Annotated in this window: 21 protein-coding genes; 12 read left to right on the plus strand and 9 right to left on the minus strand. The window is 67.2% G+C overall.

Translation table 11 applies throughout. The annotated features are described in order from the left end of the window. The coding region (locus BLP96_RS13770) for an integrase core domain-containing protein (RefSeq protein ID WP_143005115.1) at window positions 1-298 on the plus strand (298 nt) is incomplete at its 5' end. A 633-nt stretch (window positions 299-931) separates the two neighbouring features. Here the strand turns inward: BLP96_RS13770 and trpC are convergent. The 5 genes from trpC to gph form a co-directional block, all read right to left on the minus strand. After that, entirely contained in the window at window positions 932-1,741 is an 810-nt protein-coding gene (trpC, locus tag BLP96_RS13780) for an indole-3-glycerol phosphate synthase TrpC (protein ID WP_089687120.1), read from the minus strand. A 25-nt stretch (window positions 1,742-1,766) separates the two neighbouring features. Continuing rightward, on the minus strand, window positions 1,767-2,786 hold the full coding sequence (gene trpD / locus BLP96_RS13785) for an anthranilate phosphoribosyltransferase (RefSeq protein ID WP_089687122.1): 1,020 nt from the start codon (window positions 2,784-2,786) through the stop codon (window positions 1,767-1,769). A gap of 43 nt (window positions 2,787-2,829) precedes the next feature. Beyond that, window positions 2,830-3,414 carry an anthranilate synthase component II gene (locus BLP96_RS13790; protein WP_089687123.1) on the minus strand — a complete coding sequence of 195 codons (585 nt, stop codon included), beginning with the start codon at window positions 3,412-3,414 and terminating at the stop codon, window positions 2,830-2,832. 78 nt (window positions 3,415-3,492) lie between these two features. Further along, window positions 3,493-4,989 (minus strand): anthranilate synthase component I, encoded by a 1,497-nt coding sequence (gene trpE, locus BLP96_RS13795; RefSeq protein WP_089687317.1) that lies wholly within the window; start codon window positions 4,987-4,989, stop codon window positions 3,493-3,495. A gap of 250 nt (window positions 4,990-5,239) precedes the next feature. Beyond that, entirely contained in the window at window positions 5,240-6,052 is an 813-nt protein-coding gene (gene gph / locus BLP96_RS13800) for a phosphoglycolate phosphatase (protein WP_089687125.1), read from the minus strand. A gap of 104 nt (window positions 6,053-6,156) precedes the next feature. On the opposite strand from gph, the gene BLP96_RS13805 reads away from it, so the two are divergent. Next, complete coding sequence (locus BLP96_RS13805) at window positions 6,157-7,455, plus strand: NAD(P)/FAD-dependent oxidoreductase (protein WP_089687126.1); 1,299 nt, start codon at window positions 6,157-6,159, stop codon at window positions 7,453-7,455. On the opposite strand, the gene BLP96_RS13810 is transcribed toward BLP96_RS13805, so the two are convergent. Together BLP96_RS13810 and rpe are read right to left on the minus strand one after the other, a co-directional pair. After that, window positions 7,442-7,717 (minus strand): GIY-YIG nuclease family protein, encoded by a 276-nt coding sequence (locus BLP96_RS13810; RefSeq protein WP_089687128.1) that lies wholly within the window; start codon window positions 7,715-7,717, stop codon window positions 7,442-7,444. The genes BLP96_RS13805 and BLP96_RS13810 overlap by 14 nt on opposite strands. Then, window positions 7,714-8,415 carry a ribulose-phosphate 3-epimerase gene (gene rpe / locus BLP96_RS13815; RefSeq protein WP_089687130.1) on the minus strand — a complete coding sequence of 234 codons (702 nt, stop codon included), beginning with the start codon at window positions 8,413-8,415 and terminating at the stop codon, window positions 7,714-7,716. The genes BLP96_RS13810 and rpe overlap by 4 nt, the downstream gene beginning before the upstream one ends. A 167-nt stretch (window positions 8,416-8,582) precedes the next feature. Between rpe and cysP the strand changes: the two genes are divergently transcribed. The 5 genes from cysP to BLP96_RS13840 all read left to right on the plus strand — a co-directional run bounded on the left by cysP (window position 8,583) and on the right by BLP96_RS13840 (window position 13,059). Then, a complete protein-coding gene (gene cysP / locus BLP96_RS13820) occupies window positions 8,583-9,593 on the plus strand; it encodes a thiosulfate ABC transporter substrate-binding protein CysP (protein ID WP_089687132.1) in 1,011 nt (336 codons plus the stop codon). Next, the gene (gene cysT / locus BLP96_RS13825) at window positions 9,590-10,447 is read left to right on the plus strand and encodes a sulfate ABC transporter permease subunit CysT (protein WP_089687134.1); all 858 of its coding nucleotides are present in this window, start codon (window positions 9,590-9,592) and stop codon (window positions 10,445-10,447) included. The genes cysP and cysT overlap by 4 nt, the downstream gene beginning before the upstream one ends. After that, window positions 10,447-11,274 carry a sulfate ABC transporter permease subunit CysW gene (gene cysW / locus BLP96_RS13830; protein WP_089687136.1) on the plus strand — a complete coding sequence of 276 codons (828 nt, stop codon included), beginning with the start codon at window positions 10,447-10,449 and terminating at the stop codon, window positions 11,272-11,274. Before cysT ends, cysW begins: the two co-directional genes overlap by 1 nt. Next, window positions 11,271-12,380, plus strand: coding sequence for a sulfate/molybdate ABC transporter ATP-binding protein (locus BLP96_RS13835; RefSeq protein ID WP_089687138.1), 1,110 nt, complete (start codon window positions 11,271-11,273; stop codon window positions 12,378-12,380). The genes cysW and BLP96_RS13835 overlap by 4 nt, the downstream gene beginning before the upstream one ends. An 88-nt stretch (window positions 12,381-12,468) precedes the next feature. After that, window positions 12,469-13,059 carry a YajG family lipoprotein gene (locus BLP96_RS13840; protein ID WP_089687141.1) on the plus strand — a complete coding sequence of 197 codons (591 nt, stop codon included), beginning with the start codon at window positions 12,469-12,471 and terminating at the stop codon, window positions 13,057-13,059. Between the two features lie 33 nt (window positions 13,060-13,092). Here the strand turns inward: BLP96_RS13840 and BLP96_RS13845 are convergent, their stop codons facing one another. Both BLP96_RS13845 and BLP96_RS13850 read right to left on the minus strand, forming a co-directional pair. Next, window positions 13,093-13,731 carry a class I SAM-dependent methyltransferase gene (locus BLP96_RS13845; RefSeq protein ID WP_089687143.1) on the minus strand — a complete coding sequence of 213 codons (639 nt, stop codon included), beginning with the start codon at window positions 13,729-13,731 and terminating at the stop codon, window positions 13,093-13,095. Window positions 13,732-13,817: 86 nt separating this feature from the next. Further along, a complete protein-coding gene (locus BLP96_RS13850) occupies window positions 13,818-14,447 on the minus strand; it encodes a TIGR04211 family SH3 domain-containing protein (protein ID WP_089687319.1) in 630 nt (209 codons plus the stop codon). 427 nt (window positions 14,448-14,874) lie between these two features. On the opposite strand from BLP96_RS13850, the gene miaB reads away from it, so the two are divergent. The 5 genes from miaB to lnt all read left to right on the plus strand — a co-directional run bounded on the left by miaB (window position 14,875) and on the right by lnt (window position 20,288). Beyond that, window positions 14,875-16,224, plus strand: coding sequence for a tRNA (N6-isopentenyl adenosine(37)-C2)-methylthiotransferase MiaB (gene miaB / locus BLP96_RS13855; RefSeq protein WP_089687145.1), 1,350 nt, complete (start codon window positions 14,875-14,877; stop codon window positions 16,222-16,224). An 88-nt stretch (window positions 16,225-16,312) separates the two neighbouring features. After that, complete coding sequence (locus BLP96_RS13860) at window positions 16,313-17,413, plus strand: PhoH family protein (RefSeq protein ID WP_089687147.1); 1,101 nt, start codon at window positions 16,313-16,315, stop codon at window positions 17,411-17,413. After that, window positions 17,410-17,925 (plus strand): rRNA maturation RNase YbeY, encoded by a 516-nt coding sequence (gene ybeY / locus BLP96_RS13865; protein WP_089687150.1) that lies wholly within the window; start codon window positions 17,410-17,412, stop codon window positions 17,923-17,925. The genes BLP96_RS13860 and ybeY overlap by 4 nt, the downstream gene beginning before the upstream one ends. After that, on the plus strand, window positions 17,922-18,785 hold the full coding sequence (locus tag BLP96_RS13870) for an HlyC/CorC family transporter (RefSeq protein ID WP_089687152.1): 864 nt from the start codon (window positions 17,922-17,924) through the stop codon (window positions 18,783-18,785). The genes ybeY and BLP96_RS13870 overlap by 4 nt, the downstream gene beginning before the upstream one ends. A gap of 33 nt (window positions 18,786-18,818) precedes the next feature. Further along, on the plus strand, window positions 18,819-20,288 hold the full coding sequence (gene lnt / locus BLP96_RS13875) for an apolipoprotein N-acyltransferase (protein ID WP_089687154.1): 1,470 nt from the start codon (window positions 18,819-18,821) through the stop codon (window positions 20,286-20,288). Window positions 20,289-20,302: the final 14 nt, after the last annotated feature.

A 20,302-nucleotide genomic window follows, 5' to 3' on the forward strand; every position in this document is an offset into this window, starting at 1 on the left:
CCGGCCGGGCTTCCCCGCTGACGGCTTCGCCACCCTGGCCGAGGCTCAGGACTGGGTTCAGCAATTTACCGAGTGGTACAACCACGAGCACCGGCACAGCGCCCTTCGCTACGTCACGCCGAGCCAGCGTCATAACGGCGAGGCCAAAGGCATCCTGGCCCAGCGCCGGGAGGTCTTCGAGGCGGCGAAGCAGCGTCACCCGGAGCGCTGGTCGGGTGACATCCGGAAGCTCAGCCTGCCTGAGATCGTGCACCTGAATCCCGAGCGGGACCCAGTGCCGCAGGCAGCAGGGTTTTAAAGAGCCAGAACTATTTCATATGCCAACTATGTTGACAGACTCCGAAGGCGATTGATCGCTCTCGCTACGATGTGGAAGTGGTCAATCTCGGCAACGACAAAGGGAGAATCGCCGAAGCCGAGGCGGCCGGGGTCAAGTCGGTCCCGGCTCTTGTATTGGAAGGTGCTCCGTTTCACATCAACTTTGGAGCGAGCATCTCCGATTTGAAGTAATCGTTTCCTGCACTTGCGGCGCCTCTGGTTGTTGAGGCGCCGCACCTTGAACCATTCTCCTAGCGTCGCCTCTAGCATTCCGGGCACGCTACCGCCCCTACCCTGCACGCTGCGATGGCACCCGCCATCCATGCGGTAGTGCCTTCTTGCTTGGCGGTCATCCCTGCCACCTCAGAGAAAACAAGTTATGTGAGTGAAAGTTGATCTGCAAAGCGGAAGGGGGCGTTTGCGGATCATCGGCTCGCTCTCTGCAGGCTCAGCGTCATGCAAGGCCTCCCGGGGCAAGGCTCCGAGACGTGCCGAGACCCCATCAACAGGGGGTAGCGTAGCAGCGATGAGCGGGATGGATGCGAGACCTGACAAGCCAACGGGCAGCCCTGGGGCTGCCCGCTGAAGGTCGATGGGTGCAATAAGCGGAAGCCTAGAAGAACAATCGCCGCAGCGCTTCGCCGGGCTCGGCCTCGCGCATGAACGCCTCGCCGACCAGGAAACCGTGCACGTCGTGCTCGCGCATGCGCAGCACGTCGTCGCGGGTGTGGATGCCGGATTCGGTGATCACCGTGACGTCCACGGGGATGCGCGGCAGCAGTTCCAGGGTGGTTTCCAGGCGCGTGTCGAAGGTGTGCAGGTTGCGGTTGTTGATGCCCACCAGGTCGATGCCCAGGGCCAGCGCGCGCTCGAGTTCCTGGGCATCGTGCACCTCCACCAGCACGTCCATGCCCAACGCCACGGCCTGCTGGTGCAGGTCGGCCATGCGGGCATCGTCGAGCGCGGCGACGATCAGCAAAATGCAGTCGGCGCCGATGGCGCGCGCCTCGCTGACCTGGTAACCGTGCACGATGAAGTCCTTGCGGATCACCGGTAACTCGCAGGCTTCGCGCGCTTCGATCAGAAAATCCTCGTGGCCCTGGAAGAAGTCGGCATCGGTGAGCACCGAAAGGCAGGCGGCACCGCCGGCGGCGTAGCTGGCGGCGATCTCGCCGGGCTGGAAGTCCTCGCGAATCACGCCCTTGGAGGGCGAGGCCTTCTTGATCTCGGCGATCACCGCCGGGTCGCCGTCGCCGAGATGGCGGTTCAGCGCGGCGACGAAGCCCCGCGGGGCGCTCTGCTGCCGGGCCAGGGTCAGCAGCTCGGCTTCGGAAATGGCGCGCTGGCGCTCGGCGACCTCTTCGTCCTTGCGGGCAAGGATGCGGGTGAGAACGGTCGGAGTGGCGTCCGGGGAGTGGCTCATGGTGTCACGCTCCTCGATGGGGGCTTCAGGGCGTCAGCACCCGGGTGAAGTCGGCGAGTTCCTTCATCTTTTCCTGCGGCAGCTTGGAGGCCTGGGCATCCTGGGCCATGAGCACGCCTTCCTTGAAGCTGTCGGCGATGCCCGAGCAGTAGAGCGCCGCGCCGGCATTGAGGGCGACGATGTCGGCGGCCGCCCCCTCGCCGACCAGCGCCTCGCGCACCAGGCGCAGGCTGTCCTCGGCGCTGACCACCTTGAGCGGGGCGAGCTCCTGGCGCTCGATGCCGACATCCTCGGGGGCGATGGTGTATTCGCGAATCGTACCGTCCTTGAGTTCGGCCACGCGGGTGGGTGCGGCCAGCGAGATCTCGTCGAGGCCGTCCTCGGCGTGCACCACCATCACGTGGCGGCTGCCCAGGGTCTGCAACACTTCGGCCATCAGCGGCACCAACTCGGGGGCGTATACGCCGAGAAGCTGGTTGGGCGCACCGGCCGGATTGGTGAGCGGGCCGAGGATGTTGAACAGGGTGCGCACGCCCATCTCGCGGCGCGCCCCGATGGCATGACGCATGGCCGGATGGTGGTTGGGGGCGAACATGAAGCCCACGCCCACCTGCTCGATGCAGCGCCCCACCTGTTCCGGCGAGAGATCGAGATGAATGCCGGCGACGTCGAACAGGTCGGCGCTGCCCGAGGACGAAGAGACGCTGCGATTGCCGTGCTTGGCCACGTGGGCTCCAGCGGCCGCGGCCACGAAGCTCGCCGCCGTGGAGACGTTGAAGAGGTTGGCGCCGTCGCCGCCGGTGCCGACGATGTCGACCACGTTGTCGGCATGCACCCGAACCGGCTTCATCAGCTCGCGCATCACCTGGGCGGCGGCGCTGATCTCCTCGGCGGTCTCGCCCTTCATGGCCAGGCCGATCAGCAAGCCGCCGATCTGGGCGTCGGTGGCCTCGCCGGTCATGATCTGGCGCATCACCGAGTGAGTGGCCTCGAAGCTCAGGTTCTCGCGGCGCATCACCGCGGCGATGGCGTCTCGCATCTGCATGGGCAGTTCTCCTAATGATCAGGCGCGGTTCGGCGGGCGCGATTCATTGACGCTCGAGAAAATTGGCCAGCAGCTCGTGCCCCTGGCGGGTCAGGATCGACTCAGGGTGAAACTGCACCCCCTCGATGTCCAGTTCGCGGTGACGCAGCCCCATGATCAGCCCCGGGGTCACGTCATCGTCGTCGGTCCAGGCAGTCACCTCGAGGCAGGCCGGCAGGCTTTCGGCGGCCACCACCAGGGAATGATAGCGCGTCACTTCCAGCGGGTCTTCCAGGCCGGCGAAAACGCCCTGGCCGCGATGGCGGATGCGCGAGGTCTTGCCGTGCATCACCTGTGGGGCGCGCACCACCTCGCCGCCGTAGACCTGGCCGATCGCCTGGTGGCCCAGGCACACGCCGAGAATGGGAAGGCGCCCGGCGAAGCGCTCGACGGCCGCCATGGAGATGCCCGCCTCGTTGGGCGTGCAGGGGCCCGGCGAGATCACCAGGTGGCTGGGCGCCATGGCCTCGATCTCGTCCAGCGTGATGGCGTCGTTGCGGTAGGTCACCACCTCGGCGCCCAACTCGCCGAGGTACTGCACCACGTTGAAGGTGAAGCTGTCGTAGTTGTCGATCATGCAGACTTTCATGACTCGTTCTCTCTCAGGCCCCTGGGGCACTCGCCCGACCGTGGTCGGACGCGGGGAAATCGGGGGGTGGCGGCTCGTCTACTCGAGGTTGTCGAGGCCGCGTTCGGCCATGGCCACGGCGCGGAAGATGGCACGGCCCTTGTTGAGGGTCTCCTGCCACTCCAGCTCGGGCACGGAGTCGGCCACCACGCCGGCGCCGGCCTGGACGTGGAGCTCGCCGTCCTTGATCACCGCAGTGCGGATGGCAATGGCGGTGTCCATGTTGCCGTGCCAGGAGAGATAGCCCACCGCCCCGGAGTAGACGCCGCGCTTGACCGGCTCCAGCTCGTCGATGATCTCCAGGGCGCGGATCTTGGGGGCACCGGAGAGCGTGCCCGCCGGAAAGGTGGCGCGCAGCACGTCCATGGCCGAAAGCCCCGGCTTCAGTCGCCCGGTGACGTTGGAGACGATGTGCATGACGTGGGAGTAGCGCTCCACCGCCATGTTGTCGGTGACCGTCACCGAGCCGGTCTCGCTGATGCGCCCCACGTCGTTGCGGCCCAGGTCGATCAGCATCAGGTGCTCGGCGCGTTCCTTGGGGTCGGCGAGCAGCTCGGCCTCCAGCGCCCGGTCCTCGGCCTCGCTCTTGCCGCGCACCCGGGTGCCGGCGATGGGCCGCACCGTCACTTCGCCATCTTCCAGGCGGGTGAGGATCTCCGGCGAGGAGCCCACCACGTGGTGGTCGCCGAGGTTGAAGAAGAACATGTACGGCGAGGGGTTGAGGCTGCGAAGCGCGCGGTAGAGATCCAGCGGCGAAGCGCGGTAGGGAATCGACATGCGCTGCGAAGGCACGCACTGCATCACGTCGCCGGCCAGCACGTACTCCTTGATGCGCTCCACCGCCGCCTTGAAGCCTTCCTCGGTGAAGCCGGAAGTGAAATGCCCCTCTTCCACCGCCGCCGCACCGCTGCCGGGACTGGTGGTGTTGAGGGTGGCGCTGCGCAAGCGGATCTCCAGGCGCTCGAGACGCTCACGGGCGTTGGCGTAGGCATCCTTTTCGGCCGGGTCGGCGTGGGTCCACAGGGTCAGGCGACCGGAGAGATTGTCGAAGACCACCAGCTCGTTGCACACCATCAGCAGGATGTCGGGCACGCCCAGCGGGTCGGGCTTGGCGGCCACCTGTGGGCCCCGCAGGCGCGGCTCGATGTAGCGGATGGTGTCGTAGCCGAAGTAGCCCACCAGCCCGCCGTCGAAACGCGGCTGGTCGTCGAGGCGCGGCACCTTGAAGCGTGCCTGGAAGCGTTCGATCCAGGCCAGCGGGTCGTCGACTTCTTCCGCCTCCACCACGCGCTCGTCGATCAGGTGACGCACGCGAAAGCCGCGCACCTCGACCCGCTCGGGGCTGGGCAGGCCGATGATCGAGTAGCGGCCCCATTTCTCGCCGCCCTGCACGGACTCCAGCAGAAAGGTCCAGGGAGAGTCGGCGAGCTTGAGGTAGGTGGAGAGCGGCGTGTCGAGATCGGCCAGCACCTCGCGGGTGACCGGAATGCGGTTGTAGCCGGCGTCGGCCAGCTCACGGAAACGTTCGGGGGTCATCATGCCCGAAATCCTCGATGTAGCGGATTGGCGATGAGGGCGCACGGGCGCCACGGCTCAGCGAAGCGGGGTGAGCGTCACCATCGCCAGCCGCCCCGAACGGGCGGTTGGGCAGGGGAACGAGCGACGCGCGGTGCGTCGTCGTGAAGCGTGGTGTCCGGCTGAGTGCGGGTGGTCATCGGATGGCGTCCGCTGCTTGTCGCAATAACGGGTTGAAAAGGCTCTACCCTTCACCTTGGCCGAAATCACGTTAAACGAGTTGGGCCAGCGATTCAACCAGACCGTCGGGGCCACTGTCGCGCACCGGCTCGCCGTGATTGTAGCCGTAGGGCACGGCCAGGGTGCGAAAACCGGCCGCCCGCCCGGCGGCGATGTCGTGACGCGAATCGCCCACCATCAGACAGGCCGCCGGCGGCACGCCGAAGTGCGCGGCCACGTGGAGCAGCGGCGCGGGGTCGGGCTTCTTCCGGGGCAGCGAGTCGCCGCCCAGGCACAGCGCGAAGTGCCCCTCCAGGCCGAAGCCGGCGAGAATCGGTGCGATGAAGGCCTCGGGCTTGTTGGTCACCAGCGCCAGCGTAAAGCCTGCCCCACGCAGGCCGTCCAGCGCCTCGCGCACGCCGAGGTAGAGCCGCGTGCGCGAACTCGGGTCGCGGGCGTAGTGCTCGAGGAAGGCGGCATGGGCGCGCTCCAGCAGGGCATGGTCGACCGACAGCCGATCACTGCCGGTGGCACCAGGCGAGGCGACGGGGACCGATCGCAGAGGGGGTCCTATGCCAGGGATGGCATCGGTAGCGCCCAGGGAGGGGTTCACAGCGCCCCCTCGGAGATCGGTCGCCGAATCGGCCTCGCCGTTACCGCTACGGGCCACGTGCTTCAGCGCCCGCTCCATCAGCACCCGCGAGCCGTTGCCCACCCAGTCGCGCACCTTGGTCTCGCCCGCCGCGGGCAGACCGAGATCGCCGAGGGCGGCGTCCACCGCCACGGCCAGGTCGGGCACGGAATCCACCAGGGTCCCGTCCAGATCGAAGGTCACCAGGCGAATGCCGGCCAGGATGGGATGCATGCGCTGACTCCAGGATTGAAAAAGTCGTATTGTGCCGCACGGGCCATGGGCAGGGAATGCCAGCAGGCCTATGCTGTTGTTTTCACGTGCCAAGGAGTGCCCTCATGAGCAAACCGAGAATCGTGGTGGTCGGCGGCGGCGCCGGCGGCCTGGAACTGGTGACCCGCCTGGGCCGGCGCCTGGGACGACGCGGCCGGGCCGAGATCGTGCTGGTCGACCGCAGTCCGACCCACATCTGGAAGCCACTGCTGCATGAGGTCGCCACCGGTGCGCTGGACTCCGGCCTCGACGAGATCGCCTATGCCAGTCATGCCCGCGGCAATGGCTACCGCTTTCAGCGTGGCACCCTGTGCGGGCTCGATCGACAGCAGCGCCGGCTGCAGCTCGCCGCAGTGCTCGACGACGACGGCCAGGAGATCCTGCCGCCCCGCGAGCTGGCCTACGACCGGCTGGTGCTGTCGTTGGGCAGCGTCAGCAACGACTTCGGCACCCCGGGGGTGGCCGAATACTGCCACTTCATCGACAGCCCCGAGCAGGCCGAAGCCTTCCGCCGCGACATGCTCGCCACCTTCCTGCGCTACAGCGCCACCGTGCAGCACCAGGCGCCGCAGCTGAGGGTGGGCATCGTGGGCGGCGGCGCCACGGGAGTGGAGCTCGCCGCCCAGCTCTACGACGCCCTGCTGATGCTGCACAGCTACGGGGTCACCGAACTGGACCGCCACCAGCTCGACGTACACCTCATCGAGGCCGCCGAGGACGTGCTGCCGGCCTTGCCCGAACGAGTCCGCCAGGCCGTTCGCGAGGAACTCGAGGGCCTCGGCGTCCAGGTGCACACCGCCACGAAGGTGACCGAGATCGACGCCGATGCCATTCACACCGCCGACGGCCGGCACATCGCCACCGATCTCAACGTCTGGGCGGCAGGCATCAAGGCGCCCGACATCCTCGCCGAGCTCGACCTGACCCTGGCCAAGGGCCAGCGCATCGCCGTGCACGAGACCCTGCAGAGCGTCGACGACCCGAACGTCTTCGCCTTCGGCGACTGCGCCAGCTGCCCGCAGGCCGACGGCGGCACGGTGCCGCCTCGCGCCCAGGCCGCCCATCAGCAGGCGCAGCGGCTCTACCGTAACCTGCTCGCGCAACTCGACGGCCGGCCGCTGAAGCCGTTCGTGTACCGCGACCGCGGCTCGCTGATCTCACTCGCCCACTTCGATGCAATAGGCACCTTGATGCGCGGCGCTTCGGCACGCCGCCTGTTCGTCGAGGGGCATCTGGCCAAGTTCTTCTACGCCTCGCTCTATCGCCTGCACCAGCGCGCCATTCACGGCAACCTGAAGACGGCGGTGATCGTGCTCGTGGATGGACTGAACCGGTTCATTCGGCCGCGTCTCAAGCTTCATTGAGTCGTCGCCGAGCCAGCCAGGCCCGCTTGGCGGCGGGCGAGAGCCGCTTCACGGCGGCTTCGAGGCGCTGTGCCTCGCCGCGGCCGCCCACCGCTTCCTGGTGGAGCAGCGTCAAGGGGCCGCGGCCGCGCAGCGCCTTGGCGCCGCGCCCCTCGGCGTGTTCGACCAGGCGCCGTGCCACGTCGGTGGTAACGCCGGTGTAGAGCGCCCCGCCGGCGGTCTCGATCACGTAGAGGTACCAGCAGGCGGCGGCTTGACTCATCGCGCCGTGGCGAGCTGCTCGCGCATGGCCCGCAGCACGCTGTCGTAGCGATGCGGATCGCTCGCCTCGGCGGCCTTGAAGATGGCCGAGCCGGCCACGAAGGTATCGGCCCCTGCGCGGGCGATCTCGGCGATGTTGTCGACCTTGACGCCACCGTCGATCTCCAGGCGAATGTCGCGTCCCGAGGCATCGATGCGGCGGCGCGCTTCGCGGAGCTTGTCGAGCGTACCGGGAATGAACGCCTGTCCGCCGAAGCCGGGGTTGACGCTCATCAGCAGGATCATGTCGACCTTGTCCATCACGTAGTCGAGATAGGCGAGCGGCGTGGCCGGATTGAACACCAGCCCCGACTGGCAGCCACCGTCGCGGATCAGCGAGAGCGAACGATCGATGTGGTCCGAGGCCTCGGGATGAAAGGTGATGTAGCTCGCCCCGGCGTCGATGAAATCGCCGATCAGCCGGTCCACCGGCTTGACCATCAAGTGGGCGTCGATGGGCGCGGTGACACCGTGCTTGCGCAGCGCCTCGCACACCATGGGCCCGATGGTCAGGTTGGGCACGTAGTGGTTGTCCATGACGTCGAAATGGACGATGTCGGCACCGGCGGCCAGCACATTGTCCACTTCCTCGCCGAGGCGAGCGAAGTCGGCGGAGAGAATCGAGGGGGCGATGAGAAAGTCGCGGGAAGCATCGGTCATGGCGAGTCCATCAAGCAGGTTGGCTCAGTCGAGGAGACGCACAGTTTATCAGGGGGCAGAGAGAGCCACACATATATTATCAAATAGAATAAAAGATCCCATTGTAATTCCAACAAGCTAGAATTAGCCTTGCCGACCAAGGTTCAAGAATTCAAGGAGTCTCTGGCATGGCATTGCTATCGACACTGCGCCGCTCTGCGCTGATCGCGGCACTGGGGGCCAGCCTGGCCACCCCGGCGCTGGCCGCGGAACGCGAGCTGCTCAACTCTTCCTACGACATCGCCCGCGAACTCTTCGCCGCCGTGAATCCCGAGTTTCAGGCCTGGTGGCAAGCCGAGCACGGCGAGGAAGTGACCATCAAGCAATCCCACGGCGGCTCCTCGGCCCAGGCCCGGGCCATCCTCCAGGGGCTGCGCGCCGACGTGGTCACCTACAATCAGGTCACCGACGTTCAGGTGCTGGCCGACGCCGGCCTGGTGGCCGAGGACTGGCAGCAGCAGTTGCCCAACAACGCCTCGCCCTATTATTCCACCACCGCTTTCCTGGTGCGCAAGGACAATCCCAAGGGCATCGAGAACTGGGACGACCTGGCACGCGAGGACGTGGAGATCGTCTTCCCGAACCCCAAGACGTCGGGCAACGGCCGCTACACCTACCTGGCCGCCTGGGGCTTCGCCGATCAGGCCTTCGACGGCGACGAGGAACGGATCCACGACTTCATGCGCACCTTCCTCGGCAACGTGGAAGTGTTCGACACCGGCGGTCGCGGCGCCACCACCAGCTTCATCGAGCGCGGCATCGGCGACGTGCTGATCAGCTTCGAATCCGAGGTCAACAACATCCGCGGCGAGTACGGCAGCGACGACTACGACGTGGTCGTGCCGCCGGTGAGCATCCTCGCCGAGTTTCCGGTGGCCGTGGTCGAGGAGAACGCCGAACGCAACGGTACCGAGGAGCTGGCCCGGGGCTACCTGGAATACCTCTATACCGAGGAGATGCAGCGCCTGCTTGCGGGCTTCAACTATCGGGTGCACCACGAGGCGGTGGTGGACGAGTTCGCCGACCAGTTTCCCGAGACCGAACTGCTGACGGTGGAAGAGATCGTCGGCGGCTGGGATGAGGCCATGGCGACCCACTTCGAAAGTGGCGCCCTGCTGGATCAGCTGCAACGCCGATGAGCACGCTGGCATCACTGGCCGGCAGCGCCCCGAAACGGGTGCTGCCCGGCTTCGGCCTTTCGCTGGGCATCAGCCTGACCTTCGTCTCGCTGGTGCTGCTGCTGCCGCTGACCGGACTCTTCGGTCAGCTGGCCGGGGTCAGCCTCGCCGAGTATTGGGCCATCGTCACCGATGGGCGGGTGGTCGCCAGCTACCTGGTGACCATCGGCGCCGCCGCCGTGGCGGCGCTGGCCAACGCCGTCTTCGGCTTGCTGCTGGCCTGGGTTCTGGTGCGCTACGACTTTCCCGGCAAGCGCCTGCTGGATGCGCTGATGGACCTGCCCTTCGCCCTGCCCACGGCCGTGGCCGGCATCACGCTGGCCACGCTCTACTCGAGCAACGGCTGGATGGGCGGACTGCTAGCCCCACTGGGGCTCGAGGTCGCCTACACCTGGGTGGGCATCGCGCTGGCCATGGCCTTCACCAGCATTCCCTTCGTGGTGCGCACGGTGCAGCCGGTGCTCGAGGACATGCCCCACGAAGTGGACGAGGCCGCCATGACGCTGGGTGCCCGCGATGGAGTCGCCTTCCGGCGAGTGATCCTGCCCCATCTGTGGCCGGCACTGGTCACCGGCACGGGGCTCGCCTTCGTTCGCTCGCTGGGCGAGTTCGGGGCGATCATCTTCATCGCCGGCAACACCCCCTACGAGACCGAGATCACTGCGCTGATGATCTTCGTCCGGCTGCAGGAGTACGACTACGCCGGCGCCTCGGCCATCGCCTCGGTGGTGCTCGCCGTCTCCTTGCTGCTGTTGCTGGCCATCAACGTCTGGCAGGGCCGCTTCGTCAGACGCCTGCACGGAGGAAACGGCTGATGCAACGTATCGGTGATGCCCCGGCGGTGCGTCGCGGCCTGATCCTCGCTGCCGTGGCGCTGGCCGGACTCTTCCTGCTGCTGCCGCTGGTGGCGATCTTCGCCCAGGCCTTCGCCGAAGGAGTGGGCGCTTTCTGGAGCAACGTCAGCGACGAGTACACCGTCGCGGCCATCGCCCTCACGCTGTTCGTGACGCTGATGACCATCCCGGTCAACCTGGTGTTCGGCGTGGCCCTGGCGTGGCTGGTGACCCGGTTCACCTTCCCGGGGCGGCGCCTGCTGCAGACCCTGATCGACATCCCCTTCGCGGTGTCGCCGGTGGTGGCGGGTCTGGTCTACCTGCTGCTCTACGGGCGCAACGGCTGGATCGGTGGCTGGCTCGACGCCCACGACATCCAGCTGATGTTCGCCTGGCCGGGCATTCTGATGGTGACCATCTTCGTCACCTGCCCCTTCGTGGCCCGCGAGCTGATCCCGCTGATGCAGGCCCAGGGCTCCCGCGAGGAAGAAGCCGCGGTGACGCTCGGCGCCCGGGGCTGGACGCTGTTTCGCCGGGTGACGCTGCCCAACATCCGCTGGGCGCTACTGTACGGGGTGATTCTCACCAACGCCCGGGCGGTGGGCGAATTCGGCGCCGTCTCGGTGGTTTCCGGAGCCATCCGCGGCGAGACCAACACCCTGCCGCTGCACGTCGAGCTGCTCTACCAGGACTACAACACCGTGGGCGCCTTCGCCAGCGCCGCCCTGCTGGCGCTGATCGCCCTGTTCACCCTGGCCGCCAAGGCCGGCCTGGAATGGCGCGCCGCGCGCCGGGAGGCTATTGCATGAGCATCCGTCTTCACAACGTCGCCAAGACCTTCGGGAAGCCGGGACGCCAGACCCGCGCGCTGGAGCCGGTGAACCTCGACATCCACGACGGCGAGCTGGTCGGGCTGCTCGGCCCCTCGGGATCGGGCAAGACCACTCTGTTGCGCATCATCGCCGGACTGGAGAGCGCCGACCGCGAACCCGCCGGACGCATCCTGTTCGGCGACCGCGACGTCACCCAGGTCCACGTGCGCGACCGTCGCATCGGCTTCGTCTTCCAGCACTACGCACTGTTCCGCCACATGACGGTGTTCGACAACGTGGCCTTCGGTCTCACCGTGCTGCCGCGCAAGAGCCGCCCGAGCAGCGGCGAGATCCGCGCCCGGGTGCTTCGCCTGCTGGAAATGGTGCAGCTCGAAGCCTTCGCCAGCCGCTATCCGGCGCAGCTCTCCGGCGGTCAGCAGCAGCGCGTGTCGCTGGCCCGCGCTCTGGCGCTGCGCCCCGACGTGCTGCTGCTCGACGAGCCCTTCGGCGCCCTCGACGCCAAGGTGCGCCAGGAACTGCGCCGCTGGCTTCGCCACCTGCACGACGAACTGAACTTCACCAGCGTCTTCGTCACCCACGACCAGGAGGAGGCGCTGGAGCTCTCCGACCGGGTGGTGGTGATGAGCAACGGCCGCATCGAGCAGATCGATGCCCCGGATACGCTCTACCGCGCGCCCGCCAATCGCTTCGTGTTCGAGTTCCTGGGCGACGTCAATCACCTGGAGGGCGAAGTGCGCAACGGCGTGCTGACCTGCGGCGATGCGCGACTGGCGGTGGAGCTGCCAGACGGCCCGGAGGAACTGCTGCTGCGCCCCCACGAGGTGCGATTGACCGAGGCGCCCAACGCCGAGGCCCACCTCCCCGTCACGGTGACTGCGATTTCGCCGGTCGGCGCCGAGGTACGCGTCGAACTCGAAGCGGATTGGCTCGCCAAGCCGTGGCTGGCCACGGTACGCCACGCCGACTTCGAGCGTCTCGAGTTGGCGCGCGGCCAGCGTCTGTTCGCCGTGCCGCGCCGCTGGCACCGCTTCCCCGAGAACCGCGACGCCGCAACCCACAGGACGTCAGAAGCCATTTCCTGATCGCCCCCGGCAGGCGCTATACTCGCCACGCGACAGGCCACCGACCTGTCGCGACTTGGCAAGGTGTTATCACGACCGGGAGATTCTCATGCTTGGACACCACCTGGGGCGCCTCGCGACCGCCCTGCTGGCCACCCTGGTACTGGCCGGCTGTGCCAGCCCGCATTATCTGCAACTGGACCCCAAGCGCAGCGCCGAGGTGCCTCAGGCCGGCAGCGGCCAGGCAGTGACCGTCAAGGCCGCCGATGCACGCGAAGACGAGGTGATCGGGACGCGCTCGGGCGATGCCATGTCCACGTCGGTCATCACCGTCACGCCCCGTGAGTTGACTCCCCGTCTGCAGCGCGAGGCCGAGCGCGCGGTTCGCGACATGGGCTTTTCGCCCACCACGGAGGCCGCCCCCGACCGCCCCTCCCTGACGCTCACCCTCCAGCACCTGGGCTACGCACGCGGGGACGGCCAGCCGCTGCTCGGCGAGGCCCGGCTGGAAGCCGTGCTCGAAGCCAAGGCCGTCAACGGCGGCACCACCTACACCGGCACCTACACCTCGCGGCGAACCCAGAGCTTCGCTCTGCGCCCCAACCGCGAGGAGAATGCGGAAATGCTCAACGAACTGATCGGCAACGCGCTGGACCGCGCCTTCCGCGATCCCGAGCTCGGGCAACTGCTCGCACGCTAGTCGGTCAGATGCGACCGACTCCCAGCGCGGCAGTCACACCCTTGGCCCGCGGCGCACCAATGCCCATGCGCTTTCTCGGAAACCGCTGCCGGGCTCCGGTTCGCCGTCTTCCAGATGCGTGATCCGGAAGTTGGGCTCGAAGAGTTCCCGCACCTCCGCGGCATCCGTGCTGTAGGGAGGCCCCCCGGTGTCGCCCGGCGCTCGTGTCAGGCTGATCAACAGACCGGGGGAACCGGGGGGAATCAGCTGAGCCAGATGGAAGGCATAGCGCTGGCGGGTGGCATCGGGCAGCGCGATCAACGCCGCCCGGTCGTAGAACGCACCGATCTCGGCGGCCTGCTCGATGTGGAAGTGGAAGAAGTCGCCGCACCACAACTCGACACTGCCTTGTCGGCAGATGGTGAAAGGCTCCTGACGGTAGCGCGACACCGCTCCGTCCCCTTCGGCCACGAACTGTTCGATGGCTTCCTCGGCGAGTTCGATGCCCAGCACCGGATGGTCATGGCGAGCCAGCCAGCGCATGTCGAGGCTCTTGCCGCATAGCGGTACCAGCACCTTGGTGCCGGGGCGTACGCCGAGCCGTGGCCAGTAGCGCATCAAGGCGGGATGCGTCGCATCGCGATGAAAGCCGATGCGCCCTTCGCGCCAGCGGTCGCGCCACTCCTGTCCCATATCGTCTCCTCGAGGATGCCTGGAGCCCGTCGGATGCATCCGATCGTCGCGCCTCGCCGTCGATCGGCGTCGAGTCCGGCAGGTCGCTAGAACCAGCGGTCGTTCTTGCGCCGTTTCCGCGGCAGGTGGGGAACGATCAGCCCCACCAGCAGGCCGGCGCCGGCTACGCCGCCGCCGTACATGAAGTAGCGGATCAGCAGGTCTTCTTCCTGGGTATCGAGGCGTGCCTGAAGCTCGCGAATGGTCGCGCTCGACTCCTCTTCCTGTCCCTCCAGCTGCCGGTTGCGCTCCTCGAGCTCGGCGATGCGCTGCTCACGCGTCTCGAGGGTTTCCGTCATGCTGGCCACCCGGTTCTCCCAGGTGTCGTTGATGCTGGCGAGCTCCGCTTCCAGGGTCTCCACCCGCGATTGCAGCTCCGGCAACCGCTGCTGGGCGCTGGGCTCCTGCTGCAGTTCTTCGCTGAGCACCCAGACGGTTTCCCCATCGCCGTTCTCGACGCGGCTGTAGTCGCCACTGGTCTCGAGCACCGTGACCGGTTCGCCGGCGGTGAGGGTGCCGACGATGCGATAGCCGTCGGTGGGGCCGCTGCGTACCCAGGTGGTCAGTTCCTCGGAAACCCAGTGGGTCGCGCCGTCATCCTGCTGGGCGGCGATGGGCAGGGCGCAAAGCCCCAGAATCGCTCCCGCCAACAGCGTCTTGCTTCGTTGCATGATCATGCCGTAGTCCTGACTGTCGAAGGCTCCTGCGGCAACCGTTCTACCGCGATCCATGCCATCGCCCAACCTCCCGTTGCGACGATGACCGATGAGACCTGTGCCACTCGGGCAGTTGTTCACAGATTCTGTGGACAACCATCGGGAAAAACGCTGGAGAGATGCTGCCAGGTACCGTCCCCCGGGCCCTACGGCACCTTGATCATCACATGACCGACCCGATATCGCGACGCGACCCTGGCCATGGAGCACCGGCCGCGGCCGGCTGACAGGTTACCACAGCCGAAGTGGAACCAGGGCCAGCCCGCGCTGGCCCCGCCTCCGGTGCTGGCGTATAATGACCGGCCTGCGCAACGGCCCTGCGCCACATCCTCGCGACGTTCCATTCACCGGTGACACGCGTCGGGCAACCGACGAAGACCCTATTCTTATGGCGAAGAAACTCTTCATCAAGACGCACGGCTGCCAGATGAACGAGTACGACTCCGCACGCATGGCGGATCTGCTCGGCGAGTCCCACCAGCTGGAGCTGACCGACGACGAAGGCGAGGCCGACGTCATCCTGCTCAATACCTGCTCGATTCGCGAAAAGGCGCAGGAGAAGGTGTTCCACCAGCTCGGCCGCTGGAAGAAACTCAAGGAGGCCAACCCCGATCTGGTGATCGGCGTGGGCGGCTGCGTGGCCAGCCAGGAAGGCGAGAATCTGCGCAAGCGCGCACCCCACGTGGACATGGTGTTCGGGCCGCAGACGCTGCACCGCGTACCCAACATGCTCGAGCAGCGCGGCAAGAGCGCCCAACCGATCTCGGTGGTCGACGTCACCTTCCCCGAGATCGAGAAGTTCGATCACCTGCCCAAGCCGAGCTCCGACGGCGCCACGGCCTTCGTGTCGATCATGGAGGGCTGTTCGAAGTACTGCACCTTCTGCGTGGTGCCCTACACGCGCGGCGAGGAGGTCTCGCGGCCCTTCGAGGCGGTGATGGACGAGGTGATTCACCTGGCCGATCAGGGCGTGCGCGAGATCAACCTGCTGGGCCAGAACGTCAACGCCTATCGCGGCCTCAACCGGCTGGGCGACGAGATCGACCTGGCCGAACTGATCGCCTGCGTGGCGGCGGTGGAAGGCATCGACCGCATCCGCTTCACCACCTCGCACCCGGTAGAGTTCTCCGACAGCCTGATCGAGGCCTATGGCGAGATACCCGAGCTGGTCAGCCACCTGCACCTACCGGTTCAGGCGGGCTCCAACCGCATTCTCGCGGCCATGAAGCGCGGCCACAGCGTCGAGGAGTACATCGACAAGCTGGAGCGCATCCGCGCCCTGCGGCCCGACATCAGTTTCTCCTCGGACTTCATCATCGGCTTCCCCGGCGAAACCGCGGAGGACTTCGAAGCCACCATGGACCTGATCCACCGCATCGGCTTCGACCACTCCTTCAGCTTCGTCTACTCGGCGCGTCCCGGTACCCCGGCGGCGGACCTCGCCGACGACACCCCGGAGAGCGTCAAGAAACAGCGCCTGGCGATCCTGCAGGAGCGCATCAACCAGCATGCCATGCAGATCAGCCGCCGCATGGTGGGCACCACCCAGCGCATTCTGGTCACCGGCTTCGCCCCCAAGGATCCCGGCCAGCTCTCCGGACGCACCGAGAACAACCGCGTGGTCAACTTCCGCGCCGCCAACCCCACCGAGCTGATCGGTTATTTCGTCGACGTGGAGATCAGCGAGGCGCTGCCCAACTCACTGCGCGGCGAGCTCGCCTCTCCCGAACTATACTGACGCCAGCGAGCCATCTTCACGCATTGCCCCGGCCATGGCCGGGGCAGTAAGCTGGCGCCATCACACGCAACGCAGGGATTCTTCCGCCTTGAGCCAGCATGCCACTCAGGCCAATCGCGTCATCACTCTGAGCCTCGAACCCAACGATCCCCAACGTCTGGCCAAGCTGTGCGGCCAACGCGACGAGCACCTCAAGCTCGTCGAATCGCGCCTCGGCATCACCCTGCGCAACCGTGGCAACGTCTTTCAGCTGGCCGGTCCCGGTCAGCGTGTCAAGGCCGCGGCCAACGTTCTCGAGCACCTCTACCGCGAGGCCGAGGCGAGCGACCTCTCTCCCCACACCGTGCATCTTTTCCTGCAGGAATCCGGCCGCGAGGCACTGGAGGAGGAAGAGGGGCACAACGACGACGAGGTGCTGCTGCGAACCCCCAAGCAGCTGATCAAGCCGCGCGGTGCCAACCAGCAGGGCTACGTCTCGAGCATTCGCGCCCACGACATCAACTTCGGCATCGGTCCCGCCGGTACCGGCAAGACCTATCTGGCGGTGGCAGCGGCGGTGGAAGCCCTCAACCAGCAGGAGGTGCGCCGCATCCTGCTGGTGCGCCCGGCGGTGGAGGCCGGCGAGAAGCTCGGCTTCCTGCCCGGCGACCTGGCGCAGAAGATCGACCCCTACCTGCGCCCGCTCTACGATGCGCTCTACGAGATGCTCGGCTTCGAGCAGGTGGGCAAGCTGATCGAGCGACAGGTGATCGAGATCGCCCCGTTGGCCTACATGCGCGGGCGTACGCTGAACAACGCCTTCATCATTCTCGACGAGAGCCAGAACACCACCCGCGAACAGATGAAGATGTTCCTGACCCGCATCGGCTTCGGCTCCACGGCGGTGATCACCGGCGACATCACCCAGGTCGACCTCCCGCGGGGCCAGAATTCCGGCCTGATCCAGGTGCTGGAAGTCCTCAAGGGAACGCCCGGCATCGGCGTCACCCACTTCTCCGCCAAAGACGTGGTGCGCCATCCGCTGGTGCAGCGCATCATCGAGGCCTACGAGAGCTTCGAGGCCGATCAGGAGGCGCAGGAGCGCGCCCAGCGCGAAGCGCGCGAGACCCTCCGGCAGGAGCGGCTGGAGCAGGCCCGGCAGAACAAGCGGCCCCCCGACCAGGGCAACGACGAGCGCAACGAATCATGACGGCGCCGCTCATCGACCGACAGGTCGCCGTCGAGACCGGCGGACTTCCGACCCAGGCCGAACTCGAGGCCTGGGTCGATGCCGTGCTCGCTCGCTACCCGCAGGAGTCGCGCCACGAGTTGACCGTGCGTTTCGTCGACGCCGCGGAGAGTCAGGCGCTGAATCGCGACTATCGCGGCCGCGACCGGCCAACCAACGTGCTCTCCTTTCCGTTCGAGGCACCGCCGGGCCTCGCACTGCCGCTGCTCGGCGACCTGGTGGTCTGCCATCCGGTGGTCGAGCGCGAGGCTGTCGAACAACGCAAGCCGCTTCGCGATCATTACGCCCACCTGGTCATTCATGGCACGCTGCACCTGCTGGGCCATGATCACATCGACGACGCCGAAGCCGAGGCCATGGAACGGCTGGAGCGCGAGCTACTGGCCGGCCTGGCCATTCCCGATCCCTACGTGCCCCGATCCGCCGCAGGTACGCCACCTGCCGACAGCGAGAACGAGAGACCCGACCCATGAGCGAAGACCGATCGAACGGCCCAGGCAACCGATCCTGGCTCGACAAACTGCTCGGCGCCCTCTCCGGTGACAACGACGAACCCAGTTCGCGGCTCGAACTCCTGGAGTTCCTCCGCCAGGCGGCCAGCCGCCTCAAGCTCGATCAGGACGCCATGCGCATCATCGAGGGCGCGATGCAGATCAGCGACCAGCAGGTTCGCGAGGTGCTGATTCCGCGCTCCCAGGTCGCCGCCATCGCCGTCGACCAGCCCATCGACGAGTACCTTTCGCTCATCAGCGATACCGGCCACTCGCGCTATCCGGTGATTGGCGAGAACCTGGACGAGGTCAAGGGGCTGCTGCTGGCCAAGGACCTGCTGCCGTTGATCAGCCGCTCGGCCGAAGAGCGCGAGGGCTTTCGCCTCGAGGAAGTGCTGCGCCCGGCGATGTTCATTCCCGAATCCAAGCGCCTCAACAGCCTGCTCAAGGAGTTCCGCGACACCCACAACCACATGGCGGTGGTGGTCGACGAATATGGAGGCACCGCCGGCATCGTCACCATCGAGGACATCCTCGAGCAGATCGTCGGCGACATCGAGGACGAGCACGACACCGAGGAGGAGGACGACATCCGCGACCTGGGCGATGGCCGCTACGCCATTCGCGCACTGACGCCCATCGAGGAATTCAACGAGCGCTTCGGCACCCGTTTCTCCGACGAGGAATTCGACACCCTGGGCGGCCTGGTGATGCAGCGCTTCGGGCACCTGCCCGGACGCGGCGAGCATGCCGAACTCGGCGGCTGGCGCTTCACCGTGCTCAATGCCGACAACCGCCGCATCCGCCTGCTCGAGGCCGCTCCCAGCACCGACCCCGAATAGCGAGCCAAACGGTATCATCCACAGGGACGAACGATGACCGAGACGCGCCTCTCCCCCGCCCTGCACTACCTGGCGGCCCTGGCCGCCGGGGTACTCACCACCCTCACCGCTGCCCCGTTCTCGCTCTGGTGGCTCGGCCCCGTGGCCGCCGGCCTGATGTACGTCGGCCTGCATGGTCTGACGCCCGGCCAGGTCGCGTTGAAGGGCTGGAGCTACGGGGTGGGCCTGTTCGGTTCCGGCGCCTCCTGGGTCTATGTCTCCATCCACGATTACGGCTATACCGGCGTCCCGCTGGCGCTGGCCCTGACCTCTCTCTTCGTGGCCGGCCTGGCCCTGTTCTTCGCCGTGACGCTGTGGCTCTACCGCCGGCTCACCGGGCCACGCCTGGCGTGGCTCTCCTTCGCCGGCGCCTGGGTGCTCGGCGAATGGCTGCGCACCTGGCTGTTCACCGGCTTTCCCTGGCTGTTGCTCGGCACGGCCCAGGTCGATTCGCCGCTGGCGGGCTGGGCACCGGTCGGCGGCGTCTACGCCCTGTCGCTGATCGTCGCGCTGACCGGCAGCCTCGGCGTGGAGTGCCTGCGCCGCCGCTGGTGGGCGGCCGCCCCCATCGCCGCACTGTGGCTCGCGCCGCTGGCCCTGCCCGGCCAATGGACCTCCCCCGCCGGCGATCCGCTCGGCGTGGCACTGCTGCAGGGCAACCTGCCGCAACTGATCAAGTGGACGCCGGAAGGACAGCGCACGGCTGCCAACACCTATCTCGAGCTGACCCGCGAGCTGGATGAGCGCCACGACCTCGTCGTCTGGCCCGAGGCGGCCCTGCCGATGCTCGAGGAGGAAGCGCGTCCCATCCTGGAACGCGCCCAGGCGAGCCTGCCGCCGGAAACCGCCCTGCTGACCGGCATCCTGCAGCGCGACGACGAGGGACTCTTCTTCAACAGCGTCATCGGCCTGGGCAATGCCGAGGGGCAGTACCGCAAGACGCACCTGGTGCCCTTCGGCGAATACCTGCCGCTGGAGACGCTGTTGCGCGGCGCCATCGCCTTCTTCGACCTGCCGATGCCGGCCATGACGCCGGGCCCTGCACAGCAGAGGCCCATCGAGGCGGCCGGTACGCGGCTCGGCAACGCCATCTGCTACGAGATCATCTATCCCGACCTGGTGGCGAGCCGTGCCCGCGATGCCGAGATGCTGCTGACGGTGTCCAACGACACCTGGTTCGGCGCCTCCATCGGCCCCCTGCAGCACCTGCAGATGGCCCGCCTGCGTGCCCTGGAGAACGGCCGTCCGGTGGTACGCGCCACCAGCAACGGCGTCACTGCGGTGATCGACGCCCAGGGGCGAGTCATCGCCCGGGCGCCGCAGTTCGAGACGACCACCCTAACGGCCGAGGTCGTCCCCACGAGCGGCCACACGCCCTTCACCCGCACCGGTAGCTGGCCGGTTTGGCTGCTGGCCGCGCTGCTGGTGCTGCCCGGTCTGAGCCGACGCCGAAAAGACGCGTAGCGCTCGAGCCGGCC

This window comes from Billgrantia gudaonensis (genome assembly GCF_900100195.1).
In the GTDB taxonomy this organism is placed as follows: Bacteria; Pseudomonadota; Gammaproteobacteria; order Pseudomonadales; family Halomonadaceae; genus Halomonas; species Halomonas gudaonensis.